Source organism: Mesorhizobium sp. Root552 (assembly GCF_001427285.1).
In the GTDB taxonomy this organism is placed as follows: domain Bacteria; phylum Pseudomonadota; class Alphaproteobacteria; order Rhizobiales; family Rhizobiaceae; genus Mesorhizobium.
Map to the genome: position 1 here is coordinate 16,326 of NZ_LMFV01000056.1, position 26,951 is coordinate 43,276.

The following is a 26,951-nucleotide window of genomic DNA, read 5'->3' on the forward strand; positions in this document are numbered from 1 at the left end:
AAACAATGCCTCCATATCCCTTCAGTTCCCATTTCGCGAACAAAAGATGGCTACGGAAAGAAATCTGGCGTGATCACCTAACGGTTTGAGAAAAAAGGTGAAATGCCCATCATGCGGCAAAATAATGGCAGCGGCGCGCCACTGCCACAATTTTAGTCACATTTGATGAGGGAGCCGTGAAGTCACGATGGAATTCGGACCACGACCTCCATTTCCGCGGCCTTGCCCATATCGAACGATGTTCCCTTTACCTTGGCGCCGTTCACTTCAAGCGAGACGGCCTTGGCGCCCTTGGTGCGCACGACGCGGATATTCTGGCGAGAGCCCAACATATTGAGCGTTGCCGAATAACCATCCCAATGGCTTGGGATGCGCGGGTTGATTTCAATGCGCGTTCCGCGCCGCTGGATGCCGAGGATCGCCTCGATCGCGGCACGATAGAGCCAGCCGGCAGAACCCGTGTACCACGTCCAGCCGCCTCGCCCGCCCTTGTCGCCGGAGTAGATGTCGGCCGCCACCACATATGGCTCGACGCGATAGCGCTCGGCCATTGCCTCGTCTGTCGAATGCATGGCCGGGTTGAGCATGGAGAAGCAGCGGTAGGCGTCGTCAACGCGCCCCATTTCGGCCAGAGCGATGACGAACCATGTCGCGGCATGGGTGTACTGGCCGCCGTTCTCACGCACTCCCGGTGGATAGCTCTTGATATATCCGGGGTCCTTGTCGGTCTTCGAGAAGGGCGGCGTGAACAGTTTCATGATCTTCAACTCGTCATCGACAAGCAGATCCAGCGCCTGATCCATCGCCGTCTGCGAACGGGCAGGATCGCCCTCGCCTGAAAGCACGCTCCATGATTGTGCAATGGAGTCGATCTTGCATTCGTCGGAGCTTCTCGACCCGAGCGGCGTGCCATCGTCGAAGCTGCCGCGCCGATACCACTGGCCATCCCACGCTGTGTTTTCCAAGGCGCGCTTCAGCACGCTCGCGTGTTTCTGCCAGGCTTGGGCGTGCTTGGTATCGCCCTCGGCCTTGGCAACTGCCGCGAAGTCGCCGAGCGTCTTCAGCAGGAACCAGCCCAGCCAAACGCTCTCGCCCCTGCCCTCGTCGCCGACGCTGTTCATGCCATCGTTCCAGTCGCCGCCCAGGATCAGCGGCAGGCCATTCGCGCTGCTGCGCTTGATCGCCAGATCGAGTGCGCGCGCACAATGCTCGTAGAGCGATGCTGTCGTCTTGGTGGCTTCCGGCGTGAAGAAGGCGTCGTGCTCGCCTTCGGCAAGCTTTTCGCCATCGATGAACGGCAGGCTTTCCTTCAGGATCGCGCGGTCGCCCGTCACGGCGATGTAGTAGGCAACGGCATAGGCAAGCCATACGACATCATCCGAAATCATCGTGCGGACCCCTGCCCCGGTGCGCGGCAGCCACCAGTGCTGCACGTCGCCTTCGGGGAACTGCCGCCGGGCGGCATTCAGGATCTGATCGCGCGCAAGGCCCGGATCATGTGCCAGCAGGGCCAGCGTGTCTTGCAACTGGTCCCGGAAGCCGAACGCGCCGCTTGCCTGATAGAAAGCTGAGCGGGCCCGGATGCGGCAGGCTACGCTCTGGTACGGCAGCCAGTGGTTGACCATGGCGTCCAGAGACTTGTCCGGCGTCTCCACCTGGATGGTGTCGAGGAAGCCGCGCCAGTTGGTTTCGTTGTCCGCCAGCCGCTTGTCGAAGTCCTTGTCGCGGTGGCGCTTGATCAGTTCCGAGGCTTCGGCGGCTGATGCGGCGTCACCCAGAAGCCATACCAGCGTCACGTCGCCGTTTGCAGGCACTTCGATATCGCGCGCAATCGCCGCACAGGGGTCGTCTCCTGCCTCGATCCGCCCCGACAACGCAGCGCCAGCCATGACTGCATAAGGTTCAAGGGTTGTGCCGCCCGAACCGAGGAATTCCTGCCTGTCTGCGGTTACCGATTGCGGCTTGGCATCGCCGGCAAGGAATGCAACGCGCCCGCCGAAATCCAGATTGTACGGGTTGATGGCGAAAAGAGCGCCGGTAGCAGCGTCTTGCGATGGAATGATCGTGCCGGCCGTGCGCGAACGGTGTGTGCCGAGAACCCATTCCGCATAGGAATAGATGCGCAACCTAACGGCGCTCGACCCGGAATTCTGGATACGCAGCCTCGAGAGCTTAACGGGATCGACTGGATCGACGACATGGGTCAGATCCATCGACAAAGGTCCGCGCTGCGACCGGAAAGTCGAGAATCCCTGCCCGTGCCATGCTTCGTAGGTCATGGACGGGTCGCGGACCACCGCGGCCATCGGGGAAAACGCCTTGCCGCTGGAATGGTCGTAAATGTAGATGCCCTCTCCAGGTCGGTTCGTGACGGGATCGTTGGACCACGGCGTTAACTGGTAGTCACGGCTGTTGCGGCTCCACGTGAAGGCGGCACCTTCAGCCGAGGTATGGAAACCGAAGCTTTCGTTGGAAATGACGTTGATCCACGGCTGGGGCGTGGTCTTGCTGCCGGTCAGCCGCACGACATAGTGGCGCCCGTCATCGTTGAATCCGCCAAAGCCGTTCCAATTCGACAAGCCGGTTCCGTCACTTGGAATATCTCGCGAGAGCGAGGTAGTGCCGGAGGAAGCGGTTGCAAGATCACGGGAAATGGCCGGCTTGCCCGCATGAAGCGCATCTCGCGCCTGCAGCGCCGTTATTTCCGCACGCTCGATCTGGTCGGCAATCGTGCCATTGCGCGTGTGCAAGACCACCCGCGCCGAGGCCAGCAAGGTCCTGTAGGTGGGCTCATCCATCAAATCCCGCCGTACTGCGAAGATATGCTGGCGGGGTCCGAGTTCCGTGCCTCGCAATCGGCTATTTTCACAAAGTGAATCAATGGCTTGCTGTAGGTCTTGAACGTAAGACGATGCCTGTTCGTTGACGATTACGAGGTCGGCCATCATGCCGCGGGCACGCATGTACTCCTGGAAGCGCAGTGCCTGCGCCACGATCTCAAGGTCGGCCACGTCATCGATGCGCAGGGCAAAGATCGGATAGTCGCCGGATATGCTGGTTGGCCACAGGCTGGATTGCTTGCCGAGGCCCGAGATGATCGCCTCGGATGGCAGCCGCAGGTTGGAATCGGGATAGATCAGATAGCGCGCAAGCTGCTGCCCGATAGCAGCGTCTGCGAGGCTCAGCCCCAGGTGCCGGGTCTGCACTTGCGAACGGGTCCAGGCAAGCATTGCCTGTCTGGCGAAGCTTTCGGGATGGTCAAGCCGGTTTACCGCATCCTCGAGCTCCGTCCGGTTCGCTCCCACGCAGGTCCAGAAGGTCAGCGAGATTTTCTTGTTCGCCGGCACCCGGACCCGGCGTCGCAGCGCCGCAATGGGGTCAAGCGTGAATCCGGTGCTTCCGGTAAGACGAACGCCCGTGTCCATGGCCGCAGGATCGGCAATGGTTCGGCCACGCCCGATGAAGGCGCGCCGGTCGGTTTCTGCTTCGGTATCCCGCGCCAGACCTGACGGATCGGTGACGAAATGCACGGCCGCGAAATCCGGCTCCTTCTGGTCGCGCTTGCGACGGGTGGCGAAGATGGCCCCGTTGTTCGGGGCAATCTCGGTTTCGATGAACATTTTCGAGAACGCCGGATGGGCGTTGTCCGCAGCTTCGGATCCAAGCACCAGCTCGGCGAAAGACGTCACCTCGATATGCCTGTCGGTCGCGCCATCGTTGTAAAGAGTGACGCGCCTGCCCTCACCATTGCCCTCGGAAATGACGATGCATTCGACCTCCGAGCGCAACGAGCGCACGGTCTTGATGAAGCTTGCCTTGTCGTCGGAGAAAAGGGTCTGAGTCACCTCGCCGGGAGCCTGTTTCGGCTCGACGGTGGCAGACCACCAGTCTCCCGTATCGGCATCACGCAAGAAGATGTAGGAGCCCAGCCGATCCTCTGTCGGGTCGGGCTGCCAGCGCGTCACGGCCAATTCGCCCCAGCGGCTGTACCCCGAACCCGTGGCGGCCAGCATCACCGAATAATGGCCGTTGGACATCAGGCTCGTCGAGCGAAGCGCCCATGCCGGGTCGAGGATTATGCGCGTATCGAGGCTCTGCGTTTCGGGTTCGTCCAGCGCCGGCCTTTCCTCGGCCTCCGTACGGACGGTGTCTGCCGGAATTTCGCGCGGCGCCTTTTCCTGCAGCAAGAGTTCGGCGGATTCGATGACGGGATCGCTATGGAACCTGTCGCGCAAACGGCCTTCGAACACGGCGTCGGCAACGGCTGCGATCGACATGCCCGAATGGTGGGCGAAATAGTTCAGCACCACGGCGTGATCCGCGCCTTCCGGCACACGCTGCGGCGTGAAGTCAACCGAGTCGTAGTAGCCGTGCCGGCCCAGGGCGCCGATGCCTTTCAGCCGCCGCAGGTTCTCCACCGCCTCGCGCGGCATGAACTGGGCAGCTAGGATTGTCGCGTATGGCGCGATGACCGTGTTCTGGCCAAGGCCGCGTTTCAGGCCGAGGCCCGGTACGCCGAAATTGGTGTACTGATAGGTCAGTTCGCGATCGCGGGCGTTGTAGGCGGCTTCGGAAATTCCCCATGGGATGTTCTTGGAACGCGCGTACTGCATCTGCCGCTTGATGACGAGCTTGCTGGTCTGGTTGAGCAAGCTGCCATGCGGCTCCTTCATGACCAGGGGCGGCATCAGATATTCGAACATCGAGCCCGACCACGAGATCAGCGCGCCACGGAAGCCGATCTCGACGATCGGTCGACCAAGCTTGAACCAGTGTTCGGTCGGCAGGTCGCCTTTGGCGATGGCGAAAAGGCTGGTCAGGCGCGCTTCCGAGGCCAGCAGGTCGTAGCAGCTTTCATCAAGCTGATGCTCTTCCACGCGGTAGCCGATGGAGAGCAGCTTGCGTTCCGTGCGCATAAGGAAGGAAAAATCCATCTCGAAGGCGAAGCGGCGGGTGCGCTCGCGCAGTTTCTGCAACCTGGCGCGCAGCAGTTCCACCGCCTTCTCGTCACTGTGCGAGTCATGAACGTGCGCTTCGCAGGTCGCCTCCAGCCGCGCCGCCCAATCGACGATGATGTCGCTTTGCGTCGAACCGACTTCCGTGTGGATCGCTGCCGCCAGCTTGCGGATTTCCCCGGCAAGCACCGACAGGTTGATGGTGCGGATGGATGCCATTTCCGGCTGCGCCTTGATGGTGCGAACAGCGCGCTGCATGCCATCCAGCCGATCAGCCAGCCTTTGCCGCAACGGGCGGAGTTGACGGCGGTCGTCGGGCAACTCGTCGAGGCATTCTGAAAGGATCGCCACTACGTCGAGGACGCCTCCGAAATCGCCTTGCAGGTGCACCGACGGCGCCTCTGCCCATTCCGCGCACGTCGCCGCTACCGCTACGAGGTGGCCGGCCAGATTGCCGCTGTCGACGCTCGAAATATAGAGCGGATGCAGCGGCTTCAGGGTCTTGGTGTCGTACCAGTTGAACAGGTGCCCGCGATTACGCGGCATGTTCTCGATGGTCGTCATCGTCGTTTCGATGCGATTGATGGTATCGGCGAGGCTGATCCAGCCGAAATCGCGCGCGGATACGACCGACAGAAGATAGACGCCAATGTTGGTCGGAGAGGTGCGCGGCGCCACCACGGGAACCGGGCTTTCCTGGAAATTGTCCGGCGGCAGGTCGTGGTGCTCGTCGGTGACGAAATTTTCGAAATAGTGCCATGTACGGCGCGCCGCGATGCGCAAGGCATGCATGTCGCGCGCCGACAGGTGCAGGCGATCCTCGGTTTCCGCCGAGCGGCTGATCACCCACGCGAATGCGGGCGAGCCGATCCAGAACAGCGCGAAGAAGAAGGCGACGAAAGCCCCGGTCGAGTCATCGAACACAGGAATGGCCAGGCCGACGACGCCGATGATAACTGCGCCGTACATCGAACTGTAGTAGGAGCCGAGGTCGTTGCCGCCGCCTTTGTGGGCCTGCGAAGCGGTGCGCCATTCGAGCAGGTTCTTGCGGCTTACGAACAGCCGGTAAAGCGTGCGCACCACCGCGTCGCCCATCATCCAGGCGGTATGCGCCATCAACACGATCTTCAGCGCCACCAGCGCCGTTCCGAAGGCGACGTCGTGCGCCAGGGCGGAGAAATGGCCGCGCGGCGTCGCATCGCGGTTCTTGGGCAGGATCGCGTTGACGATATCGAAGGTCGGCGCCATGAACAGGCTGAGTATCAAAAGCGCCTGCCACTGGGCGGCCTGGGTGAACGGCAGCAATGTCCATCCGGCAATCGCAGCCATCACCCAGAAGATCGGGGTCAGCGTCCGGCGCAGATTGTCGACCATCTTCCAGCGCGACAGCGCCGGCACGCCCGAGCGCGGGTCGAGGATGAAGTTGAGCAACTGCCAGTCGCCACGCGCCCAGCGATGCTGGCGCGAGGCATCGACCGAATAGCGGGTCGGATAGTCCTCGACCAGTTCGACATCGGTGACCAGCGCCGAGCGCGCCAGCGAGCCCTCGATCAGATCGTGGCTGAGGATGGTATTTTCCTCGAAGCGGTCCTTCAAGGCGGCTTCGAAAGCATCGATGTGGTAAAGCCCCTTGCCGGTGAAGGAGCCTGCTCCGAACACGTCCTGATAGAGATCGGAAACAGCGAAGACGTACGGATCGAGGCCGCGGTTCGCCGAAAATACACGCTGGAAGAACGAGGCTTCATCGCCTGTCGTAAGCGAGGGCGTGATGCGCGGCTGGAGGATGGTGTAGCCAGCGGAAACCTTCCTTTTCGCAGTATCGTAATGTGGCCGGTTCAGCGGGTGGCACAGCTTGCCGATCAGCTTGGCAATGGCGTCGCGCGTCGTGCGCGTGTCGGCATCCAGCGTCATCACATAGACGACGTTTTCGGGCAGCGGCGCATCAAGCGGCATGAAGGTGGTGTCGCTGTCGCCGCGCAACAGCAGGTTCAGTTCGTGCAGCTTGCCGCGCTTGCGCTCCCAGCCCATCCACTTGCCCTGTCCTGGGTTGTAGAGCCGGCGGCGGTGCAACAGGTGGAACCGGGGCGCCCCTTGTGACGGGTAGCGCTGGTTTAGCCGGGCAATCTGCATGCGCGCGAAATCGAGGATTTCGGTGTCCGCGGGCGCAATCTCGCTATTGCTGTCCGGCCAGTCCGATAGCAAGGCGAAGTAGAGTTCATCCGAGGTGTTGGCGAGGTAGTGGACTTCGATGTTGCGGATATTTTCCTCGACATCGTCGCGCGACCCGATCAGCGAAGGAACCACGACAAGCGTGCGCGCGTCTTCCGGAACCCCGTCCTTGTACTCGTAGCCGATCAACCGCGTCGGCTTGAGGAACAACAGCACGACCGTGTTGAAAAAAGCCAACGCGCCCTCGCTGGCCGGCACGGCGAACAGCACCAGCATCAAGGCAATGGCCGAAACCGGCAAGCCAAGGGCCGCAAGAGCGTTGCCGGTGAGGTAGAGAAGCAGTGCCGTAAGCGCAAAAACCGGGATGAAGATGCCAAGCCATCCGGTCCTGCGGAACGCCCTCTTCAACCATTGGCCGAAGCCGGGATGATATCCGATAGCGCTTTCCAGTTCCGCCCGGTGGGGGCCGACCAGATAGAAACCAACGTCGGTAGAAGCTGGAGCCGCTTCACTGACTGACGCGGCGGTTGCGTGCGGCGAATATTTGGCGAGGTCCGTAGCGATCTCGGCGACGCTGTATTCCGATTTGTCGGAGCGGCGCGCGAGTTCCTCGATTGCCGTCCGGTACTGGTCGCGCGAAGCGAAATCGAGCGCGGCGAAATCAGTGCGCTCCCGCAAAAGCACGTCGATCTTGCTGACGTCCTCGAACCAGACGGTCCAGTCGACGTCGTTTATCAGGCGCAGGCCACGAATGATGTTACCGGTGGTGACGTTGCCGCTCGACAAGGTCTGGTGTTCGGCGATGATGATTTCTTCGGCGTCCGAGCCGGTTTTCTCCAGTTCGCCTTCAAGCCATTCCAGCGCCCTGCCCGCATTCTGGGAGCCGTCGCGCAGGCGGTAGAGCAGTTGGGTCGCGAAAGTGGTGTCCTGCGCATGGGCGCCGTATTTGGCGAGAAGATCCTGGCGCGCGCCACCTTCGGCGGAAGCCAGCACGCGGTCTGCCACTTCATTGGCGATGAGGCGCATGTCGCGCGCCCTGCTGACACGTACGGCCAGCCGGCGCAGGTTCTCGACCAGCACGAAGCGCAGCAGCGACGGCAGCGCCCATAGCTCGCCGATCTTCATCGGCTCCACGGATTGAAAGCCTTCGACGATCGACTTGAACATATGCGCTGAGACGGAACTGTCGGAATGCGCGACATAGGCCCATGCAACAACGAGTGCCCGCGGAACACTGGTGCCGTCAGGCAGCTTCAGCGTCGGCAGTTGCCGGTAGAAGCGGCGCGGCAGGTCGCGCTTGATCTGGTAGATGGTTTCCTCGACCAGATAATTGTTGTCGAGCAGCCACTGGGCTGCCGGCGTCACCGTTTCGCCCTTTGCCTGCGCCGCATTGGTGGAACGATAGACCTCCAGGATTTTCTTCGCGCTTTCGCGGATTCGGGCCTGGAAGTCGAAAGTGGCAATGCCTGCAAAATCATCGACCTCGCCCTGCGCAATGCTCTCGCCAAGGCTGCGCAGGCGTTCTTCCTGAAAAAATTGCGAACGGATCGGTGCTTCCGGAGCGGCTGGAAACGTGGAGCTTGTTCGTTGCAAACGGTCTGGGCTGGTCTGAATATTCATTAATAATCCATGCGACGGGAACGCAGGTGCTGCCTCGTCGGCGCAATTGCGTTCATAAAACCGGTTCAAATGCGATTGGTTGCATCGCAGCAAAAGCCGAATGAGGTCGTATCAGCATCCTGACAGACAATAGCAGGCGTTGTCCCCCCGACAACCTTTGAGCTCGCGCTTTCTGCACGAACCGGGCGGATCGAAAGGAAAGGATTGGGGCTTTTTCGTGTTCGATACGGCGTCAGGCGGGCTATTTCGCCCTATTGCAGTGACGCTTGGCTACAGGCGTTAACGACCGCCAGAGATTTCGTGAATCCGGATGACGAACAGCGTCGAGGCTTGCCGCGATTCAAGCCGGACCGGAGCATCAGCCGCCGTCAGAATGACCGTATCACGTGGCCTGAGTTCGAAATGAGTCGAAACGTGAACTTCGACGCCCCCTTGAAGACTGAACAAGAGGACGGTTCTTGCGCATGGGTCGATATTCATCGCCCCGAAAAGCTCAATTCTTTCAACCGAATGGCCACATCGTCCCCTGCGCGACATGACGTTCAGGTCGACAATCGGACCGTCGATCAGCTCGGCATCGGTCGAAACGTCCGCCGGGAAAGGCAATGGAGGCGAAGCCCTGACCAGTTTGGCAGGTGCCTTACCCCCTATCGAGAGACTGATCCCCTCGCCTTCCAGCACGGACAGTGTGCGGTCGATGCCGGCAAACGATGAGAAAGGGCCGCCGCTTTCGACCTTGGCCATGGATAGACGCCAGTCAAAATCATCCAGCCCGGCACCGGCGGGCGAGACGAAGATTTCCGTCGTCAGCCCGCCGCCGTTCTTCCACGGCATCGAACGATAGGTGTCCGCGCGCAGAACCTGCATCTGTCAGCCCAGTATGCCCGGCAGATTGAGCTGATGCTCCTTTGCGCACTGGATGGCGATGTCGTAGCCGGCATCCGCGTGGCGCATGACACCGGTCGCCGGGTCGTTCCACAAAACGCGCTCGATGCGTCGTGCCGCATCCTGCGTGCCGTCGCAGACGATGACCATGCCCGAGTGCTGGGAAAAGCCCATGCCGACGCCGCCGCCGTGATGCAGGGATACCCAGGTTGCGCCGGAAGCGGTGTTCAAAAGCGCATTGAGCAGCGGCCAGTCCGATACGGCATCGGAACCGTCCTTCATCGCTTCGGTTTCGCGGTTCGGGGAAGCCACCGAGCCGGAGTCCAGATGATCGCGGCCAATAACCACCGGAGCCTTCAGCTCGCCCTTGGCGACCATTTCGTTGAAGGCAAGGCCGAGGCGGTGACGGTCGCCCAACCCAACCCAGCAGATGCGCGCCGGCAGGCCCTGGAAATGGATGCGTTCCTTGGCCATGTCCAGCCAGTTGTGCAGGTGCTTGTTGTCGGGCAGCAGTTCCTTCACCTTGGCGTCGGTCTTGTAGATGTCCTCCGGATCGCCCGACAGCGCCGCCCATCGGAACGGGCCGATGCCGCGGCAGAACAACGGACGAATGTAGGCCGGGACGAAGCCGGGGAAATCGAACGCGTTCTCGACCCCTTCCTCCAGCGCCATCTGGCGAATGTTGTTGCCATAGTCGACGGTTGGAATGCCCATCTTGTGGAAGTCGAGCATGGCGCGCACATGGGCGGCCATCGACTTCTTGGCCGCGCTCGTGACCGACTTCGGGTCGCGCTCACGCTTTGACTCCCACTCGGCCACCGTCCAACCCTGCGGCAGGTAACCATTGACCGGATCGTGGGCCGACGTCTGGTCGGTTACGGCATCGGGCTTCACGCCGCGCCTGACCAGTTCGGGGAAGACGTCGGCGGCGTTGCCCAGAAGCGCGACGGAGATCGCCTTTTTTTCCTTGCAGGCCTTGTCGATGATCGCCAGCGCGTCGTCGAGATCCTTGGCCTGGACATCGACATAGCCGGTCTTGAGGCGCATCTCGATGCGGCTTGGCTGGCATTCGACGGCAAGGCACGAGGCTCCAGCCATCGTCGCGGCCAGCGGCTGCGCGCCGCCCATGCCGCCGAGGCCGGCGGTGAGGATCCAGCGGCCCGAAAGGTCGCCGTTATAATGCTGACGGCCAAGTTCGACGAAGGTTTCGTAAGTGCCCTGAACGATGCCTTGGGAGCCGATGTAGATCCATGAGCCGGCGGTCATCTGGCCATACATCATCAGGCCCTTCTTGTCGAGGGCATTGAAGTGATCCCAATTGGCCCAGTGCGGCACGAGGTTGGAATTGGCGATCAACACGCGCGGCGCGTCCTTGTGGGTACGGAAGACGCCGACTGGCTTGCCGGACTGAACCAGCAACGTCTGGTCCTCTTCCAACGCCCTCAAAGCAGCGACGATGCGGTCGAAGCTTTCCCAGTCGCGGGCAGCGCGTCCGATGCCGCCATAGACCACCAGCTCGCCAGGCTTTTCGGCGACGATTGGATCGAGGTTGTTCATCAGCATGCGCAATGGGGCTTCCGTCAGCCAGCTCTTGGCTGAAAGCTCGGTGCCGGTGGCGGCGCGGATTACACGGGCATTGTCGATACGGGTGTGCGTGGTCATGGATGCCTCCGATAAAATGGTGTCGTCAGCCGCGCGCCCAGGCAAGCGCGGCTTCGAGGATTTTGGTGAGCGTGGCGCGCATTGGCGCGGCGAATTCCGGATCGTAACGCGTCGGCCAGCTGGACGCATCGACGCGCCCATTCGGCTCCAGCATGTAACCCCGGCAGGCCAGTTCCATTTGAAGCGCATGAACGCCGACCTCGGGGCGTCCATGATGGCGGGTAATCCAGCCACCCTTGAAACGGCCGTTGACAACCGAAGGGCGCCCGGTCTCCGTCATGATCGCCGCAACGCCATCCTGCAGCTTTGCATCGGCGCTCTTGCCGCTGTTGGTGCCGAGGTTGAAGAGCGGCAGACGCCCCTCGAACAGCCGGGGAATAACCGAACGGATCGAATGGCAATCGTAAAGCACGATGTGGGGATGCAGCGCGCGCAACCGCGCTATCTCGGCTTCAAGTGCAGCATGATAAGGGTCGTAGTAGGTGGCGCGGCGTTGCGCGATTTCAGCGTCGTCGGGTTCCTGCTCCTCTTTGTAGAGCCGGTCGCCGTCGAAAGTCGTCGTTGGGCAAAGCTCGGTCGTCGCCTGCCCCGGATAGAGCGATGCGCCTGACGGATCGCGATTGACGTCGATCACCGTGCGCGAAATCGCGGTGTGCACCACCGTCGCGCCGAGGTCCGCTGCAAAATCGTAGAGCCTGTCGATCCACCAGTCGGCATCGCGCCGCGCCAGCCACGGCGACACCAGCCTTTTGTCGTGGTCCGCCAGGTCGGCTCCCGTATGTGGCATGCTGACCACCAGTGGCGCGTCGCCGCGCCTGATGGTCAACCAGTTCGGGTTGGTCATTGGCGAGCCCCCGAAATCGCCGGCAACGCAACCGAGCCTGCCGCCTTGATGACCGCTTCGCTGCGCACCAGCGCGATCGCCTTTTCCATGTCGGGATGGAAGTGGCGGTCGGTATCGAGATGCGGCACCTCGGCGCGAACCAGCTTGCGCACGGCTTCCAGCGGTCCGCTTGAAGCCAGCGGCTGGTGGAAATCGCAGCCCTGCACCGCAGCCAGAAGTTCGATGCCGATGACAGCCGTCGCGTTCTCGATCATGCCGATCAGACGGCGCGCGCCATGCGCGGCCATCGAAACGTGATCTTCCTGGTTGGCCGAGGTCGGAATGGAATCGACGCTGGCCGGATAGGCTTTCTGTTTGTTTTCCGAGACAAGCGCTGCCGCCGTCACCTGCGGGATCATGAACCCGGAGTTGAGGCCGGGCTTCGGCGTCAGGAAAGCCGGCATGCCCGACAGCGCCGGGTCAACCAGCATGGCGATGCGCCGTTCCGACAGCGAGCCGATCTCGCAGACCGCAAGCGCGATCATGTCGGCTGCGAATGCCACCGGCTCGGCATGGAAGTTGCCGCCTGAAAGCGCGGTGTCGTCCTCGGCGAAGATCAGCGGATTGTCGGTGACGCCGTTGGCCTCCGTTTCCAGCGTGTCGGCCGCCTTGCGCAGCACGTCGAGCGCAGCGCCCATCACCTGCGGCTGGCAGCGCAGGCAGTACGGGTCCTGCACGCGCTCGTCGCCGATGCGATGCGATTCACGGATGGCGCTTCCTGCCATCAGATTGCGCAGCGTGTCGGCCGTTTCGATCTGGCCGCGATGCTTGCGCAAAAGATGGATGCGCGGGTCGAATGGTGCATCGGAGCCGCGCGCGGCGTCCGTCGAAAGCGCGCCTGCCACGAGCGCTGACTGGTAGAGTACTTCGGCTTCAAACAGGCCGGCCAGCGCAAAGGCCGTCGAGAATTGGGTGCCGTTGAGCAACGCCAGCCCTTCCTTTGCGCCCAGGACCGCCGGCTCCAGCCCATGCGATACGAACGCGACCTGCGCCGGAAAACGGCCATGCGGCGTGAAGCAGTCGCCAACGCCGATCATCACGGCTGTCATATGCGACAAGGGCGCAAGATCGCCCGACGCCCCGACCGAGCCCTGTGACGGCACCACGGGGATGACGTCGTTCGCCAGCATGGCCTCGAGCAATTCGACCGTCTGCGGGCGTACGCCCGAAGCGCCCTGCGCCAGGCTGGCGAGCTTCAGCGCCATCATCAGCCGTACGACGGCAACCGGCATCGGCTCGCCAACGCCGGCGGCATGCGACAGCACGATGTTTCGCTGCAAGGTTTCGAGGTCGGAGGCCGGGATGCGCACGCTGGCCAGTTTGCCGAAACCCGTATTGATGCCGTAAACCGGCTCGCCCTTGGCGATGATGCGCGCCACGGCCTGCGCGCTTGCCTCGATCTTCGGCTTGCAGGCCGGGTCGAGCTTCGGCACCGCGCCGCGATAGATCGCGCGCCAGTCGGCAAGCGTTGCACTGCCCGGTTTCAACATCAGTTCCGTCATTGTCCCCTCCAGATGCGCGCATGAAGCGGGTTGAACCCCATGCGATAAACGAGTTCCGCGGGCCGCTCGATGTCCCAGATGGCAAGATCGGCCCATTTTCCGGCTTCCAGTGTGCCGGTTTCGCCAAGCACGCCGAGCGCCCTTGCCGCTTCACGCGTCACGCCTGCAATGCATTCATCGACCGTCATGCCAAACAGCGTCGCAGCCATGTTCATGGTCAGCAGCAGCGAGGTCAGCGGCGAGGTGCCGGGGTTGCTGTCGGTCGCCACCGCCATCCTTGTTCCATGAGCGCGGAACAGGTCGATCGGCGGTTTCTTCGTCTCGCGGATGAAATAATACGCTCCCGGCAGGATGACAGCCACCGTCCCGGCCTTGGCCATGGCCGCAGCGCCCGCCTCGTCGGTGTATTCCAGATGGTCGGCCGAAAGCGCGCCGTAGCGTGCCGCCAACTCCGCACCATGCAGGTTCGAAAGCTGGTCGGCATGGAGCTTGACCGGAAGTCCCGCCGCCTTGGCCGCATCGAAAACGCGGGTGATCTGCTCCGGCGAAAAGGCAAGGCCTTCGCAGAAGCCGTCCACCGCGTCGGCCAGGCCTTCGGCCGCGATCGCAGGCAGCATGTCTTTCACGACGCTGTCGATATAGCCGTCCTTGTTGCCGGCAAACTCTGGCGGCAGCGCATGCGCACCGAGGAAACTCGTCTTGACGGCAACGGCTCGTTCCCCGCCAACCCGGCGCGCGGCGCGCAGCGCCTTGGCCTCGTTGTCGCGGTCAAGGCCGTAGCCCGACTTGATCTCGACCGTGGTCACGCCTTCGGCCATCAAGGCGTCGAGACGCGGCAGCGATTGCGCCACCAGCTCGTCTTCGCTTGCGGCGCGCAATGCCTTGACCGAGGAGACGATGCCGCCCCCTGCCCGCGCAACCTCCTCATAGGTCGCGCCTGCCAGCCGCATCTCGAATTCGTTGGCGCGGTTTCCCGCATAGACAAGGTGGGTATGGCAGTCGATCAGGCCCGGGGTGATCCAGCGGCCCCCGCAATCGATCGTTTCCGCGTTTGAAGGCGCGGCAGGCATTCCAGCTTCCGGGCCGGCATAGACGATGCGCCCATTGGCGACGGAGACGGCGCCGTGCTCGACAATGCCAAGCCCGCCTGAAGGCCCGGCCATGGTAGCCAGTCGCGCATTACGCCAGATGCGCGGATGCTCGCCTGATTTCTCCGTGCCGGCCATCATCTTTCCCATTTCTTTCCTTGGTTGTTATGTATATACATATTGCAGCGACACGCAAGTGATATCGTGACACACTGTGAAGATTCGGGGAGACGGAATGACGACGTCGGTTTTTGCGGAACAGGCCCTGCTGGCGGATGGCTGGCGACATAATGTTCGTCTCAGCGTCGCGGGCGGCAGTTTGGCCAGCGTGGAGACAGATGCCAGCCCCGCTCCTACCGATGAACGCCACGCCATTGTCCTGCCCGGCATGCCGAACCTGCACAGCCACGCCTTCCAGCGCGGCATGGCGGGCCTGGCCGAAACGCGCGGTCCGGGAGCGGACAGTTTCTGGAGCTGGCGCGAAGTCATGTATCGCTTCGCGCTGTCGATGACGCCGGACCAGGTCGACGCGGTCGCAGCCCAGCTTTATGTCGAGATGCTGGAGGCAGGCTTTTCGCGCGTCGGCGAGTTCCACTATCTCCACCATGATCTCGATGGCCGGCCTTATGCCAATATTGCCGAAATGGCCGAGCGCATCGCAGCCGCGGCAGCGGACACCGGCATCGGCCTGACATTGTTGCCGGTGTTCTACGCGCATTCCGGCTTCGGCGGCGCGGCTCCCAATGAAGGACAACGACGTTTTATCAATGATATCAGCCAATTCCGCCGTCTTTTTGAAAAGGCGCAAGAGGCGGTCAAGCGGTTAGACCGTGCTGTGGTGGGCGTTGCGCCCCACAGTCTGCGCGCCGCCACCCCGGCGGAGCTTGCAGAAGTGGCCAACCTCTCGCCCGACACGCCGGTCCATATCCATGTTGCCGAGCAAACCAAGGAGGTGGACGATTGCGTTGCCTGGAGCGGCGCTCGCCCCGTGGAATGGCTGCTTGCCAACGCCAGCATGGATTCGCGCTGGTGCCTCATCCACGCCACGCACATGACCGAAGCGGAGACGATCGGCATGGCGAAAACTGGCGTCATAGCCGGCCTTTGCCCGATCACCGAAGCCAATCTTGGCGACGGCACATTTCCGGCGCCGCTGTTCATGCAGCATGGCGGCCGTTTCGGGGTCGGGTCCGATTCCAATGTCCTCATCGGCCTGCCCGACGAGTTGCGCCAGCTCGAATATTCGCAGCGCCTGTTCCATCGCGCCCGCAACGTGCTTGCCGCGCCCGGTCACTCGAATGGCCGCGCGCTTTTCGATGCCGCGCTGGACGGCGGCGCTGCGGCGCTGGGTGCCGCGTCTGGCCAATTGGCCGTGGGCGGCCCCGCTGATTTTGTCTCGCTCGATGCCGGTTCAGTGTCTCTTGCCGGGAAAACCGGCGACGCCATTTTGGATGCATGGGTCTTCGCCAATGCCACCAAGGTCGATTGCGTATGGGTTCATGGCAAAAAGCAGGTTAGTAACGGCAGGCATGTGCGGCGCGACGCGATTGCGACGCGCTTCCGAGACGTGATGAACAAGCTTTCGGCAAGATAATCGAATTCTGGATGCGCAATGGCCCTATCTGAAACAGACGAGACCGGCGGCGAAGCGACCTCGCTGCACCAGCGCATCCTGGCCGATATCAGCGAACGCATCCTGTCGGGCGAATGGCCGCCGGGCCATCGCATTCCCTTCGAACACGAGCTTACGGAGCAATATGACTGCTCGCGGATGACCGTGAACAAGGCGCTTTCGCAGCTTGCAAAGGCCGGCCTTATCGAGCGCAGGCGCCGCTCCGGCAGTTTCGTGCGCCGTCCGCAATCGCAGGCCGCCGTGTTGGAAATCCACGATATCCGGGTTGAGGTCGAAGCGCTTGGCCTGCCCTACCGTTACGAGCGCGTGTCCCGGCGCGAGAGGAAAGGCAATCAGGGTGACCGGGCGCTGCTCGGCCTGGATACGCCGGAACAGGTTCTGGTGCTGGAGGGCCTGCATTTCGCCGGCAAGCGTCCGTTCTGCCTGGAAGATCGCGTCATAAGCTTGCAGGCGGTGCCCGAAGCCGCCGAGGAAAGCTTCCTCGACGTCGCCCCCGGTCCGTGGCTGGTAGCACGTGTGCCCTGGAACAGCGCAGAGCATCGCATTCGTGCAACGGCGGCGGACAAGGCAACGGCAGCTGTGCTCGACATTGCCGTCGGATCGCCTTGCCTTGTCGTTGAGCGGCGCACGTGGAGTGCCGGCCAGCCGGTCACTCACGTCCGTTTCACCTATGCGGCCGACAACCACACGCTGGTGGCCAGGTTTACCCCCTCGCAGACCTGAATCTGGCCCCATACATCCACCTGGAAGCATGGAGCCGGCTCATCGCTTTGGAACAGGGTCGGATGCTCCGAAAACCGTATTCCGGTTCTCGGTCCGATGCCTTGTCAGATTGCGGCGGTGACGATAATTTCCACCTTGTACTTCGGGGCGGCGAGCTTGGCTTCGCCAGTCGCGCGCGCCGGGGTGTGACCCTGCGGAACCCAGGCATCCCAAGCCTTGTTCATCGCGGCGAAGTCGTTCATGTCGGCCAGCCAGATGATCGTCTGAACGATCTTGGTCTTGTCGGTGCCGGCCTCTGCCAGCAGCTTGTCGATCGAAGCCAGGATATCCTTGGTCTGGGCCTCGACGCCCTCGCCTTCGCCGACCTGGCCGGCAAGGTAAACGGTATTGCCGTGGATGACGGCTTGGCTCATGCGCGGACCAACTTCGATGCGGCGAATGCTCATGCTTCTTTCCTCTTCACTTGATTGTGCCCGGTCAGGCTTCAGGAAGCGCCTGTGTAGATACTGCATCGCTGTGGGGCAAGTCCCGAATGCCGCAATGACTATTCAGATTGGATGAAGAGTTCCCTGTGATTCTGCTCTGGTTTCGACGTCTGCATCGTTGACAAATGTAATAACATCACATACCCAATGCCTACCTCAACAAATCTGCTGGACCAGATGACGCAGGCCTGCCTCACCTTTCGCGACCTTACCCTCGGCTACGGCAGCCACCCGGCTGTGCATCATCTTGACGGCATCGTGGAAAAGGGTTCGTTGACGGCGGTCGTCGGCGCGAACGGCTCCGGCAAATCGACGCTGATGAAAGGCATTGTCGGCGTGCTGAATCCGATGGCCGGCAGCGTGTCCAAGGCGCAAGGAACGCGCATCGCCTATCTGCCGCAACAATCGGAACTCGACCGGTCCTTTCCTGCCCGTGTTGTCGATCTTGTTTCTCTCGGCCTGTGGCCGAAGCGCGGCCTGCTCGGCAGGCACACCTCCGAGGACCGGGCCTCGGTAAGCCAGGCATTGAAAGCCGTCGGCCTCGCGGGCTTCGAAAAGCGTCCGATCGACACCTTGTCCGGCGGCCAGTTGCAGCGGGCGCTGTTTGCCCGCGTGCTGGTCCAGGACGCGGACCTGATCCTGCTGGATGAGCCATTCAATGCGGTCGACACCAAGACCGTGGGCGACCTGATCGCGCTTATCAAGCAATGGCATGGCGAACACCGCACCATCCTTGTCGTGGCCCACGATCTTGAGCTTGTACGACAGAATTTCCCTGAAACGCTGCTGCTTGCCCGCCGGCCGGTGGCATGGGGCAGCACGCTCGAAACACTGCATCCGGAAAACCTGTTGCGCGCGCGCCGCTTCCACGAGGCCTGGGAAGATGATGCGCCTTGGTGTGAGCCTTCCGAAAATGGGCATTCGCATGAGCATCATCATGGCGATGCGCACCATCATCACCACCATGACGTCAAGGCGGCATCATGAGCGTCCTATATGACCTGCTGGTCGCGCCCTTTGTCGATTTCGCGTTCATGCAGCGCGCCTTGCTCGGCTCCCTGTTGTTGTCGCTCGGCGCCTGCCCTGTCGGTGTGTTCCTCATGCTGAGGCGCATGAGCCTGACCGGCGATGCCATGGCTCATGCCATATTGCCGGGAGCTGCTGCCGGGTTTCTCCTCTACGGACTTGAAATCCTGCCGATGACCGTCGGCGGCCTGATTGCCGGCGCAGTTGTCGCCTTGGGCGCCGGTGCCGTCTCTCGCTTCACCATCCAGCGCGAAGACGCCTCCATGGCTGCGTTCTACCTCATCTCGCTCGCCGTTGGCGTGCTGTTGGTTTCGGTCCGTGGCTCCAGCGTAGACCTCATGCACGTCCTGTTCGGCACCGTGTTGGCCCTCAACGACGAGGCGCTGGCGCTGATAGGCGGTATTGTGGTGGTCACGCTGGCTGGTCTCGCCGTCTTCTGGCGCGCCTTGGTGGCGGAGTGCCTCGATCCGCTTTTCCTGCGCTCGGTCAGCCGCTTCGGCACCCCCGTCCACTTCGTCTTTCTCGGTCTGGTCGTGCTCAACCTTGTCGGCGGCTTTCAGGCGCTTGGCACTCTGCTCTCAGTCGGCCTGATGATGCTGCCCGCTGCCGCAGCCCGCTTCTGGGCAAGCCGCGTCGAGCCAATGTGCGTGCTGGCCGTGGTCATTGGCTTTGCTTCATGCGTTGCGGGACTGCTGTTGTCCTACCATGCCTCGTTGCCGTCAGGGCCGGCCATCATCCTCGCCGCCGGCGTCGTTTATTTCGTATCCGTCCTGTTTGGGACACGCGGAGCGCTGCGCGCCCGTATCGTCCATCACCGCCACAGAACAGCCTGATCCTAAAGGAGTTTTGCCAATGCTGAAGGTTTTCCGTGCCGCCTTGGCTATGAGTGTTATAACATTTACTGCGGCTGCACCGTCGCTGGCCTCAGCGGAGCCGCTCAAGGTGGTGGCAAGCTTCTCCATCATCGGCGATTTCGCAAAGAATGTCGGCGGAGACAGGGTCGAGGTCACGACGCTTGTCGGCCCGGACGGCGACGCGCATGTCTATGAGCCCAAGCCTGCCGATGCCGTCGCTATGGCCAAGGCAGATGTGGTGCTGGTCAACGGCCTGCATTTCGAAGGCTTCCTGAAGCGACTGGTCGATGCCAGTGCAACCAAGGCAGCCGTTGTCGAACTGACCAAGGGGGTCGCTTCCATCGAATTCAAGCCTGAATTTGCCGAGGAAGCGGATGGCGAGGCAGCCGAAACGCACGAAGACCATGCGGATGAAGAAACGCACGAAGGCCACGACCACGGCCCGGTCGATCCGCATGCATTTCAGTCTGTCCGCAACGCCACGGTCTACGTCAAGAACATCGCCGACGCATTCTGTGCCGCCGATGCAGACGGTTGTGAAATTTATAAAGCCAATGCAGATACTTACACGACAAAGCTGAACGCTCTCGATGCGGAAATTCGCCGGACCATCGACGCGATCCCGCAGGCCAAGCGCGTCGTGATCACCTCACACGACGCTTTCGGCTACTTCGAGCATGAATACGGCCTCACCTTCCTCGCGCCGCAAGGTGTTTCGACCGATGCCGAGCCCTCCGCGGCGGATGTCGCCAGGCTGATCGAGCAGGTGAAGCAGCAGCACGCGGCGGCGATCTTCGTCGAGAACATCTCGAACCCGCGTCTCATTGAGCAGATCTCAAGCGAAACCGGCATCAAGGTTGGCGGCATCCTCTATTCCGACGCCTTGTCGCCAGCAGACGGTCCCGCCGCCACCTATGTCGACATGATGCAAAACAACCTCGGTGAGATCAAAGGCACGATTGCTGGAAGCTGAGCACCATTTGCTGCCGCGGCCCGCTGCGGCAGCAAAGTTTTCCCCGGTCCGGATTTCGTCATTGATCCCCGCTACGGGGAGTGGCAAGACTGCGCCGAAACGCGCGCAGGCGAAGGATCACGAGGACGAACATGGATATCCGCCAGATCAGTGAAGACTATTCGGTCTCCGGCCAGATTGCGCCGGACGAGGTCGCCGCCATCAAGGCCGCCGGCTTCAAGAGCGTCATCTGCAACCGCCCGGACGACGAACAGCCCGGCCAGCCCTCGCATGACGCCATCCAGTCCGCAGTGGAAGCAGCAGGGCTGACCTTCCGCTACATTCCGGTCATCAGCGGCCAGATGACCGCTGACAATGTCGTGGATCAGGCTGCGGCGCTCGATGAACTGCCGGGTCCCGTGTTCGCCTACTGCCGTTCGGGAACGCGCTGCACCAACCTGTTCGCTGCGATCCAGCAGATGAAGAGTTGAGTTCCGAAAACGCCCGCGCAATATGGATTTGATAATGACCGACACGACTGTCGCCGAGGCCATTGAGGCCATCTATACCTCCCTCCAGAACGACAACGAGGAACTTGACGCCCGTATCGGCGCGCTCAAAGGCGCGATGGCTCGCGAGGGAGTGAAGGAAGCCACCTTCGAGACAAGCAAGCTTGCCCAGCCGAACCGTCAGGGCCGCAAGCTGATGCAATCGTACTTCAGGAAGAAGGGCGTCGCGGTAGGCTTCGCCTGACGCTCATGCGATAGTCGGCGCTATCAAATCGGCAGTGCGCCGGTTTCCTTCAGTGTTTCCAACACGATCGCGGTCTTCACATGCTGTACGGATTCGTGCGGCAGCAGCACGCCGTTGACGAATTCCGACAACGACTTCAGGTCCGGCGTCACGACCTTCAAGATGTAATCCATCTCACCGGTCAGCGCATGCGCCTCCTGGACTTCCGGCAGCCGCGCCAATAGTTCGCCGAAGCGCCTTGCATTGTCGCGGTTGTGGGTGGCAAGCGTCACCGAAATGACGTTGACCAGCGAAAAGCCAAGCTTGTCGCGGTCGAGCATGGCGCGGTAGCCGCGAATATAGCCGTCCTCTTCCAGCCGCTGCCGCCGCCTCGAACATTGCGACGGCGACAGGTTCACCCGCTCCGACAGGTCATTGTTGGTAAGCCGCGCATCTTCCTGAAGAAGCGCCAATATCTTGCGATCAAACTGATCGATCCGCTCATCCATCGCGCAATGTCCGCATTTTATACACAAATCATGCGAAATATCATCATTTGAAGCGCGCGAATGCAAGCACCGTGCGCGTTCTTGGAGCTACAATGCACGAAATGGTCCTGTCGGGCCGCATCCGCATTGGAGGATATGCCATGGGTCCCTTCCCGCACGACGCCCCGCCCGCAAAGATCAGCGAAGCGAACCCGGCTGGCACCGACGGCTTCGAGTTCGTCGAATTCGCCCATCCCGAACCGGAAAAGCTCGCCGAGCTTTTTGCCCGCATGGGCTACACGCCCGTTGCAAAGCACAAAGCGAAGAACATCACCGTCTGGCGGCAGGGCGACATCAACTACATCGTCAACGCCGAGCCCGGTTCGCATGCGATGAAGTTCGTGGACGAGCACGGCCCGTGCGCCGCCTCGATGGCCTGGCGCGTTGTCGATGCCAAGCATGCCTTCGAGCACGCCGTCTCCAAGGGCGCGACGCCCTATCTGGCTGACGACAAGGCACTCAACGTGCCGGCCATCATCGGTATCGGCGGCTCGCTGATCTATTTCGTCGAGACATACGGGGCAAAAGGCTCGGCCTATGATGACGAGTTCGAATGGCTCGGCGCGCGAAATCCGAAACCCGTTGGCGTCGGCTTCTACTACCTCGACCATCTCACCCACAACGTCTACCGCGGCAACATGGACAAGTGGTGGGATTTTTACCGCGATCTGTTCGGCTTCAGGCAGATCCACTATTTCGACATTGACGGCCGCATCACCGGTCTCGTCAGCCGCGCCATCACCTCGCCGTGCGGCAAGATTCGCATCCCGCTCAACGAGTCCAAGGACGAGACGAGCCAGATCGTCGAATACCTGAAAAAATACAAGGGCGAAGGCATCCAGCACATCGCCGTCGGCACGGACGGAATCTACGACGCCACCGACAGGCTGGACGCCAACGGGTTGAAATTCATGCCCGGCCCGCCCGACACCTACTACGAAAAGAGCCTCGACCGCGTTACCGGCCACGACGAACCGATCGAGCGCATGAAGAAGCACGGCATTCTCATTGACGGCGAAGGCGTCGTTGACGGCGGCATGACCAAGATCCTGCTGCAGATATTCTCCAAAACCGTCATTGGCCCGATCTTCTTCGAGTTCATCCAGCGCAAGGGCGACGAAGGCTTCGGCGAAGGCAACTTCCGCGCCCTTTTCGAATCCATTGAGGAAGACCAGATCCGCCGCGGCGTCATCAAGGTTCAGGCGGCAGAGTAGACCGACCTTTCGGGCGGCTCACAGACCGAGCCGCTCGACCTCTCCTCGCCTCAGCTTCAGGTCGTAGTCGAGGAAGAATTCGTCCAGCTGCGGCGGCTTTACCGACGTTCCGGACAGCATGGCATGCACCTGTCCGCGATGGTGGACCTGGTGGATGAACAGGTGCGCCAGCAAACCGCCGATACGCTCCGGGATTTTTCCGTCCTCGCGCCGGTCGGTCGCAACCTGCCGGTCGAGCGCCGCCTCATCGATGCTTTGGCAGAATTTCAGCAACCGTCGGTCGGTCGCCGCCTGTGCATAGCCCAGCCTATTTGCATCCGCAAACGGAACAAAATCATCGTACGCAGCCGCGCCAAGCGCCCCCTCTTCCAGGAAATCGAGATAGAGATGATCGACCGCGAGGATGTGGTTGAGCGTTGCCTTGATCGAGGGAAAGAAGCCGGTGCGCTCTGCCTCGAATTCGCCCGGCCCGAGTGCCAGGACGGCGCGATAGAGGCGGTCGTTCGACCATAGATTGTTGCGCGCCATCCGGCGGAAATGGTCGATCAAGGTCACTTGCCGGTCCTCTGAAAACCACCGCCGCCCGTGGCCGCAGGCTCAGCCTTCGTGCTTCTCCACCTTCTGTTCGATGGCGCCGAAGATCGAACGACCCGATGCATCCTTCATCTCGATGCGCACCGTGTCGCCAAAATGCAGGAACGGCGTCTTGGCCTCACCGCCTTCGATCGTTTCCACCATGCGCATCTCGGCGATGCAGGAATAGCCGGCGCCGCCAGCGCTCACCGGCTTGCCCGCGCCGCCGCCCTGCTTGTTGGAAACCGTGCCCGATCCGATGATGCTGCCGGCAACCAGCGGACGCGTCTTGGCCGCATGGGCAATCAGCGTCGGGAAATCGAAGGTCATGTCCACGCCCGCATTGGCGCGGCCGAACGGCTTGCCGTTCAGGTCGACGGCGAGCGGCAGATGAACCTTGCCGCCATCCCAGGCATCGCCAAGTTCATCCGGCGTCACCGCAACCGGCGAGAAGGCCGACGAAGGCTTGGACTGGAAGAAGCCAAAACCCTTGCCGAGTTCCGCCGGGATCAGGCCGCGCAACGATACGTCATTGACCAGCAGGACCAGGCGGATCGCATCGCGTGCCTGCGCAAGGCTGGCACCCATCGGCACATCATCGACGATGACCGCGACTTCTGCCTCCATGTCGATCCCCCATGCCTCATCCGCCATGCGGATGCTGTCGCGCGGCGCGATGAAGCTGTCGGAACCACCCTGATACATCAGCGGATCGGTCCAGAAGCTGGCCGGCATCTCGGCTTTGCGCGCCTTGCGCACCAGTTCGACATGATTGACGTAGGCCGAACCGTCCGCCCACTGGTAGGCGCGCGGCAAAGGCGAATGCGCCTCATGTTCGTGAAAGCGGGAAGAAGGCACTGCGCCGCCTTCCAGCGATTCCGAAAGCGTTTCAAGATGTGGCGCGATGCGGGCCCAATCGTCCAATGCGGCTTGCAGCGTTCGCACCAGATACGACGCATCGGTACAGCGCGTCAGATCGCGCGAAACGACGACCAGTTTTCCGTCGCGCGACCCATCCTTCAACGTTGCAAGCTTCATAAGGGCTCCTCTCCCGTTCGCGGCTTCCGCGAAAATCCATGACAACGCCCCGCAGGCGTCGCCGTCAAGCTGTCGATTTTGTTTCCCGCAGACAACCGGTGCGGGCGTCAGCTCCAGTCGCCTTCCGGCGTGCCGTTGAAGCGCTTCTTCAGGTCGCTCCAGCAGTCGATGTAGTTGTCCTGCAGTGTCGGCAGTTCGGCGCCGTAGCGCGTCAGCATCTGCGGGAACCGGGTCTCGAACATGAAGGCCATGGTATTGTCGAGCTTCACCGGCTTCAGGTCCGCCCGCGACGCCTTCTCGAAACCGGGTGCATCGGGGCCATGCGCCAGCATCATGTTGTGCAGGCTCATGCCGCCGGGAACGAAGCCTTCCTCCTTGGCGTCGTACTGGCCGTGGATCAGGCCCATGAATTCGCTCATGATGTTGCGGTGATACCACGGCGGCCGGAAGGTGTTTTCAGCCACCAGCCAGCGCGGCGGGAAGATCACGAAGTCGACATTGGCCGTGCCGTCTTCGCCGCTTGGTGCGGTCAGCACGGTGAAGATCGATGGATCAGGGTGATCGAACAGGATTGCGCCGACTGGAGAAAATGTAGCAAGATCATATTTGTACGGCGCATAGTTGCCATGCCACGCCACCACATCGAGCGGCGATTGGCCAAGTTCGGTGACGTGGAACGAACCGCACCATTTCACGATCAGCCGGCAAGGCGTTTCCTTTTCCTCGAACCACGCGCATGGCGTCTTGAAATCGCGCGGATTGGCAAGGCAGTTGGCGCCGATCGGCCCGCGGTCGGGCATGGTGAACTTGGCCCCGTAATTTTCGCAGACATAGCCGCGAACTTCCTTGTCCACCAGCTCGACCTTGAAGACGAGGCCGCGCGGCAGGACGCAGATTTCGCCGGGCTTCATCTCGATCACGCCCATTTCGGTGACGAAGTTCAGCCGCCCCACCTGAGGCACGACAAGCAGCTCGCCGTCCGCGTTGAAGAAATGGTCGTCCACCATCGATTTGTTGGCGACATAGATGTGCGCCGCCATGCCGGATTGGCCGAGCGCATCGCCTGCCGTGGTGATCGACCGCATGCCGGAAACGAAGTCCGTCGGCTCTGCCGGCATCGGCACCGGGTTCCAGCGGTATTGGCCGAGCGCAAGCTCATGGTCGCCGACATTCGGCGCTGTTTTCCAATGCGGGTAACCGACACCCTTGAAGCGCCCGGTGTGCTTCACGCTCGGGCGAATGCGGTAGAGCCATGAGCGCTCATTGGTGCCGCGCGGGGCGGTAAACGGCGAACCCGACAATTGCTCGGCGTAGAGGCCGTAGGCGGGTCGCTGTGGTGAATTCATGCCTTGCGGCAGTGAACCGGCCAGCGTCTCCGTTTCGAAGTCGTTGCCGAAACCGGGCATATAGGAAAAAGCCATTGCATCCTCCGTGGCGATCAAGATTCTCACCAAACTGGTTGCATTCGTAACTATCTATTTTGTAACTATCAACGGCATCGGCAATCATGACGTGCGAACCGGAAGCAGGGCCAGATGGCGATGGAAATTCTCGACCTGGAAACATTTCTGCCTTATCGGCTCTATCATCTCGCCGATCTTGTCAGCCGAGATTTTTCAAGGCTTTACAAGGATCACTTCGGGCTCACCCGCCCCGAATGGCGCGTGCTGGCGGGGCTTGGCCAGCACGGCACCATGACAGCGTCGGCGCTCGGAGAACAGTCTGCCATGCACAAGACGATGGTTTCGCGGGCCGTTGCGGAACTGGAGCGACGTCGCTGGCTGGCACGCCGGCAGGACGATTCAGACCGGCGTCTCGAACATCTCACCCTGACCAAGGCGGGTGCCGAAGCCTATCGGAACATGGTGCCGCTCGCAAAAGCGTTCGAGCAGCAGATGCTCGGCAGGCTTACGACATCCGAACAGACAGCGCTGACGGCAGGTCTTGCCGCGTTGGAACGGAAGTTCGGTTGAGGCTTGGCGGCTGAAAGCCCTCGCTATGCTCGTGGCTGGCGGGTGCTTGCGCGCACTTCCCTTCTCCCCTTGTGGGAGAAGGTGGCCGAGTGTTAGCGAGGTCGGACGAGGGGTGTTCCAGCTAGACGATACCCCTCATCCGCCTTCACTTCGTTCAGGCACCTTCTCCCACAAGGGGAGAAGGCAGGTCGCCACATACTTATTCATCACCACGCCCGGATTCTCATCCGTCTGGCCATTGTCAAAGAACTGACCTTTGCCKTTGAAGCGCAGGTCGGGAAGACGGGCGGCCGTTCGGTCGCTCGTTTAGGTAAAGTATGCGGCCTCGCGGCCGCCCGTCCGGTGTCTGTCATCCAGTCGACCGGTCCCAAGATCGTCCGATGGGCTCACCCTGTCGCGACGATCAGACGAAATGCGTCTCCTGCCGCCACGGGTT

The 26,951-nt window shown here is 61.8% G+C and carries 20 protein-coding genes; 9 read left to right on the top strand and 11 right to left on the bottom strand.

The features are described from left to right. Positions 1–182: 182 nt before the first annotated feature. From ASD50_RS17755 to hutI, 6 genes are all read right to left on the bottom strand, one after another. Positions 183–8,744, bottom strand: coding sequence for a GH36-type glycosyl hydrolase domain-containing protein (locus ASD50_RS17755; protein ID WP_056244021.1), 8,562 nt, complete (start codon positions 8,742–8,744; stop codon positions 183–185). A gap of 279 nt (positions 8,745–9,023) precedes the next feature. Next, positions 9,024–9,611 (bottom strand): HutD family protein, encoded by a 588-nt coding sequence (locus tag ASD50_RS17760; RefSeq protein ID WP_056244023.1) that lies wholly within the window; start codon positions 9,609–9,611, stop codon positions 9,024–9,026. Positions 9,612–9,614: 3 nt separating this feature from the next. Continuing rightward, the gene (gene hutU / locus ASD50_RS17765; RefSeq protein WP_056244025.1) at positions 9,615–11,291 is read right to left on the bottom strand and encodes a urocanate hydratase; all 1,677 of its coding nucleotides are present in this window, start codon (positions 11,289–11,291) and stop codon (positions 9,615–9,617) included. A 25-nt stretch (positions 11,292–11,316) separates the two neighbouring features. Then, the gene (gene hutG, locus ASD50_RS17770) at positions 11,317–12,135 is read right to left on the bottom strand and encodes an N-formylglutamate deformylase (protein ID WP_056244028.1); all 819 of its coding nucleotides are present in this window, start codon (positions 12,133–12,135) and stop codon (positions 11,317–11,319) included. Next, on the bottom strand, positions 12,132–13,676 hold the full coding sequence (hutH, locus tag ASD50_RS17775; protein WP_056244031.1) for a histidine ammonia-lyase: 1,545 nt from the start codon (positions 13,674–13,676) through the stop codon (positions 12,132–12,134). The genes hutG and hutH overlap by 4 nt, the downstream gene beginning before the upstream one ends. Continuing rightward, complete coding sequence (hutI, locus tag ASD50_RS17780) at positions 13,673–14,914, bottom strand: imidazolonepropionase (RefSeq protein WP_200952435.1); 1,242 nt, start codon at positions 14,912–14,914, stop codon at positions 13,673–13,675. The genes hutH and hutI overlap by 4 nt, the downstream gene beginning before the upstream one ends. An 85-nt stretch (positions 14,915–14,999) precedes the next feature. Between hutI and ASD50_RS17785 the strand changes: the two genes are divergently transcribed. Both ASD50_RS17785 and hutC read left to right on the top strand, forming a co-directional pair. Next, entirely contained in the window at positions 15,000–16,358 is a 1,359-nt protein-coding gene (locus ASD50_RS17785) for a formimidoylglutamate deiminase (protein WP_056244034.1), read from the top strand. 18 nt (positions 16,359–16,376) lie between these two features. Continuing rightward, positions 16,377–17,120 (top strand): histidine utilization repressor, encoded by a 744-nt coding sequence (hutC, locus tag ASD50_RS17790; protein ID WP_056244036.1) that lies wholly within the window; start codon positions 16,377–16,379, stop codon positions 17,118–17,120. 104 nt (positions 17,121–17,224) lie between these two features. Here hutC and ASD50_RS17795 read toward each other — a convergent pair whose 3' ends face one another. Continuing rightward, positions 17,225–17,566, bottom strand: a complete 342-nt coding sequence (locus ASD50_RS17795) for a RidA family protein (RefSeq protein WP_056244039.1) — start codon at positions 17,564–17,566, stop codon at positions 17,225–17,227. Positions 17,567–17,782: 216 nt separating this feature from the next. On the opposite strand from ASD50_RS17795, the gene aztA reads away from it, so the two are divergent. The 5 genes from aztA (at position 17,783) to ASD50_RS17820 (ending at position 21,190) form a co-directional block, all read left to right on the top strand. Next, the gene (gene aztA / locus ASD50_RS17800) at positions 17,783–18,592 is read left to right on the top strand and encodes a zinc ABC transporter ATP-binding protein AztA (RefSeq protein ID WP_056244736.1); all 810 of its coding nucleotides are present in this window, start codon (positions 17,783–17,785) and stop codon (positions 18,590–18,592) included. Further along, positions 18,589–19,464 (top strand): zinc ABC transporter permease AztB, encoded by an 876-nt coding sequence (aztB, locus tag ASD50_RS17805; protein ID WP_056244042.1) that lies wholly within the window; start codon positions 18,589–18,591, stop codon positions 19,462–19,464. Before aztA ends, aztB begins: the two co-directional genes overlap by 4 nt. A 19-nt stretch (positions 19,465–19,483) precedes the next feature. Beyond that, positions 19,484–20,458: a zinc ABC transporter substrate-binding protein AztC gene (gene aztC, locus ASD50_RS17810; protein ID WP_056244044.1), complete on the top strand. Its 975-nt coding sequence runs from the start codon at positions 19,484–19,486 to the stop codon at positions 20,456–20,458. Positions 20,459–20,589: 131 nt separating this feature from the next. Beyond that, a complete protein-coding gene (locus ASD50_RS17815; protein WP_056244047.1) occupies positions 20,590–20,928 on the top strand; it encodes a TIGR01244 family sulfur transferase in 339 nt (112 codons plus the stop codon). A 34-nt stretch (positions 20,929–20,962) separates the two neighbouring features. Then, the gene (locus tag ASD50_RS17820; RefSeq protein ID WP_056244050.1) at positions 20,963–21,190 is read left to right on the top strand and encodes a hypothetical protein; all 228 of its coding nucleotides are present in this window, start codon (positions 20,963–20,965) and stop codon (positions 21,188–21,190) included. A gap of 23 nt (positions 21,191–21,213) precedes the next feature. On the opposite strand, the gene ASD50_RS17825 is transcribed toward ASD50_RS17820, so the two are convergent. Further along, on the bottom strand, positions 21,214–21,678 hold the full coding sequence (locus tag ASD50_RS17825; protein WP_056244053.1) for an Lrp/AsnC family transcriptional regulator: 465 nt from the start codon (positions 21,676–21,678) through the stop codon (positions 21,214–21,216). 140 nt (positions 21,679–21,818) lie between these two features. Between ASD50_RS17825 and hppD the strand changes: the two genes are divergently transcribed. Further along, on the top strand, positions 21,819–22,931 hold the full coding sequence (gene hppD, locus ASD50_RS17830) for a 4-hydroxyphenylpyruvate dioxygenase (RefSeq protein WP_056244738.1): 1,113 nt from the start codon (positions 21,819–21,821) through the stop codon (positions 22,929–22,931). An 18-nt stretch (positions 22,932–22,949) separates the two neighbouring features. Here the strand turns inward: hppD and ASD50_RS17835 are convergent, their stop codons facing one another. The 3 genes from ASD50_RS17835 to hmgA form a co-directional block, all read right to left on the bottom strand. Further along, the gene (locus ASD50_RS17835; protein ID WP_056244057.1) at positions 22,950–23,486 is read right to left on the bottom strand and encodes a DinB family protein; all 537 of its coding nucleotides are present in this window, start codon (positions 23,484–23,486) and stop codon (positions 22,950–22,952) included. A gap of 42 nt (positions 23,487–23,528) precedes the next feature. Further along, entirely contained in the window at positions 23,529–24,542 is a 1,014-nt protein-coding gene (locus tag ASD50_RS17840; protein ID WP_056244060.1) for a fumarylacetoacetate hydrolase family protein, read from the bottom strand. Positions 24,543–24,649: 107 nt separating this feature from the next. Further along, the gene (gene hmgA / locus ASD50_RS17845) at positions 24,650–25,963 is read right to left on the bottom strand and encodes a homogentisate 1,2-dioxygenase (RefSeq protein ID WP_056244741.1); all 1,314 of its coding nucleotides are present in this window, start codon (positions 25,961–25,963) and stop codon (positions 24,650–24,652) included. Positions 25,964–26,083: 120 nt separating this feature from the next. On the opposite strand from hmgA, the gene ASD50_RS17850 reads away from it, so the two are divergent. After that, positions 26,084–26,515, top strand: coding sequence for a MarR family winged helix-turn-helix transcriptional regulator (locus tag ASD50_RS17850; protein ID WP_056244742.1), 432 nt, complete (start codon positions 26,084–26,086; stop codon positions 26,513–26,515). The last annotated feature ends 436 nt before the right edge of the window (positions 26,516–26,951 follow it).